This window comes from Pokkaliibacter plantistimulans (assembly GCF_003194385.1).
Classification (GTDB): domain Bacteria; phylum Pseudomonadota; class Gammaproteobacteria; order Pseudomonadales; family Balneatricaceae; genus Pokkaliibacter; species Pokkaliibacter plantistimulans.
Window position 1 is genome coordinate 1 of record NZ_LAPT01000136.1, and the last position, 1,898, is coordinate 1,898.

Annotated in this window: 2 protein-coding genes; both read left to right on the top strand. The window is 44.5% G+C overall.

All coding sequences use genetic code 11. The annotated features are described in order from the left end of the window. The first annotated feature begins 247 nt into the window (after positions 1-247). Complete coding sequence (locus tag WH50_RS23620) at positions 248-448, top strand: hypothetical protein (protein ID WP_110189669.1); 201 nt, start codon at positions 248-250, stop codon at positions 446-448. 463 nt (positions 449-911) lie between these two features. After that, a complete protein-coding gene (locus WH50_RS23625) occupies positions 912-1,502 on the top strand; it encodes a BON domain-containing protein (protein ID WP_207780456.1) in 591 nt (196 codons plus the stop codon). Positions 1,503-1,898 lie beyond the last annotated feature (396 nt).

Sequence of the window (1,898 nt, forward strand, 5' to 3'; positions counted from 1 at the left end):
CCGATTTGTGCAACAAAGCCGGTAGATGATCTGGAAAAATTAACCTGTAAAAACTGCGCTGACTACAGGTAAAAATCGGAAAAGCGATGGGTAAAAATTTCATAAAAATTAATAAATCCATAAATATCAACAATTTATAAATATGGCACCAAATCTGCTTTATTGAGACAACGCCCTGACTTCATCAGCCAGCAGCAAAGATGTTCGTCAGGTGACTATAGACCAGGACATTGAAAGGATATCTATCATGGTGGAATTACTTCTTGTATTTTTCGTTGGTGGCATGCTCTCACTGGCTTTTACTCTCGGTATTTTTTCTACGATTTCAGTAAGCCTTGTTGGCATTTGCCTGACCATGCTATTAACAGCAGTCGTTCTTTGCCTTTTCATGGAGCGCTTCTACTATTACCGCCTGAATAAAATCAAAGAAGAACTCGCGCTGGACTGATATACCCTGCACAATCCGTTTCGATATTAAAGCCCATAGGTAATAAAGATTTATCACCTATGGATTTTTCTTTTTATATCCCCTTACCCCCATAAAAAATTAAAAACAGACCTCCATAAATACTCCCCTCTCTTAAATAAAACCCTGAACAGCCATCATTTAAAGAAAATGCAATGCCATATTTTCTGCGCCCACAGAAAAAACCATCAATCAAAAAAATACTACTCACAAGAAAAAAACCGAAACATTTTCAGGCAATAGAAAACAATTATCGCCTTTCATTTTTCAAATAAATTACTTTTATAAAATCGCTTAAAAGAATACCTGTAATTATTTCTTCCCTTACCCTGTAATTACTTAATCAACTATCGATTAAAAAATATACAAAACCTTATAAATCAATAGATTACAAATTGGCATAACCATTGCTTAGATATATGTGAATCAACAGAGGGATATGACCATGAATCACATCATTAAAAAAACTGCACTGACTGCTCTTCTTACTACTGCTCCTGTTGTTGCTTTCGCCAGCCAGAACAGTGGCCAATGGGAAGGCAAAATGAATGATGCATGGCTGGATGGAAAAATCGAAACCATCTACCTGATGAATGAAAACCTTAACCCTTTCAAAATTGATACTCAGGTAGATCAGGGTAATGTCACCCTTACTGGTAAGGTCGATAGCGATGTTGAGAAGCAGCTTGCCGGTCAGCTCGCCAAGGGTGTCGACGGGGTTAAAGGCGTCAACAACCAGCTGGTCGTCGTAGCAGACGGTGAGCATGCAGACCGCCAGAAAGACGGCAGTTCCTTTATGGACAAAGTGAAAGCTGCCAGTACAACCGCCAGCGTCAAAACCCAGCTGTTCATGCAGAAAGATGTCACCGCGACTGACATCAATGTGGATACCTCCACCGGTGGCGTTGTCACCCTGTCAGGGAGTGTTGGCAGTGATGCCGAGAAAGATCTGGCTGTCGCCGTCGCTTCCAGAGTCGATGGCGTAACCAAAGTGATCGACAACCTGACGGTGTCGGCAGAAGCAGCACACAGCTAAAACACACAGCTAATAAGTACCCAGGCGCCACAGCAAGGTTGCTGACGGCACAACCGGCGAGCCAGGGAAGACTGAAGGCAAGGAGAGACGATCATGACACTGAGTCCGGAACAACGAATGCGGCTGATACGTAAACTCTATCGTCACATACGCACCGCCGCTCAGGCCGCTACGGTGCACGAGTTGCCAGCGACTCAGCCCTGTGCCAGGTCGTCCGCCCAAGCTGCGTGATCAAGGATGTCTGTAACAGACGTCGCATGGGAAGCAACGATACTGCAACGGACAGCAGCCTTCAGGGATGAGAACCAGAGGAAGGTGCACCGGCCAAAGCAGGACAGCGGAGGTCGTCCGCGAGCGCAGGAAGCAAACCGGAGCAGTGTAGTGGCTCAATGATTT

Coding starts and splice junctions, on each gene's coding strand:
- WH50_RS23620 (WP_110189669.1), top strand. CDS start 248: ATGGTGGAATTACTTCTTGTATTTTTCGTTGGTGGCATGCTCTCACTG.
- WH50_RS23625 (WP_207780456.1), top strand. CDS start 912: ATGAATCACATCATTAAAAAAACTGCACTGACTGCTCTTCTTACTACT.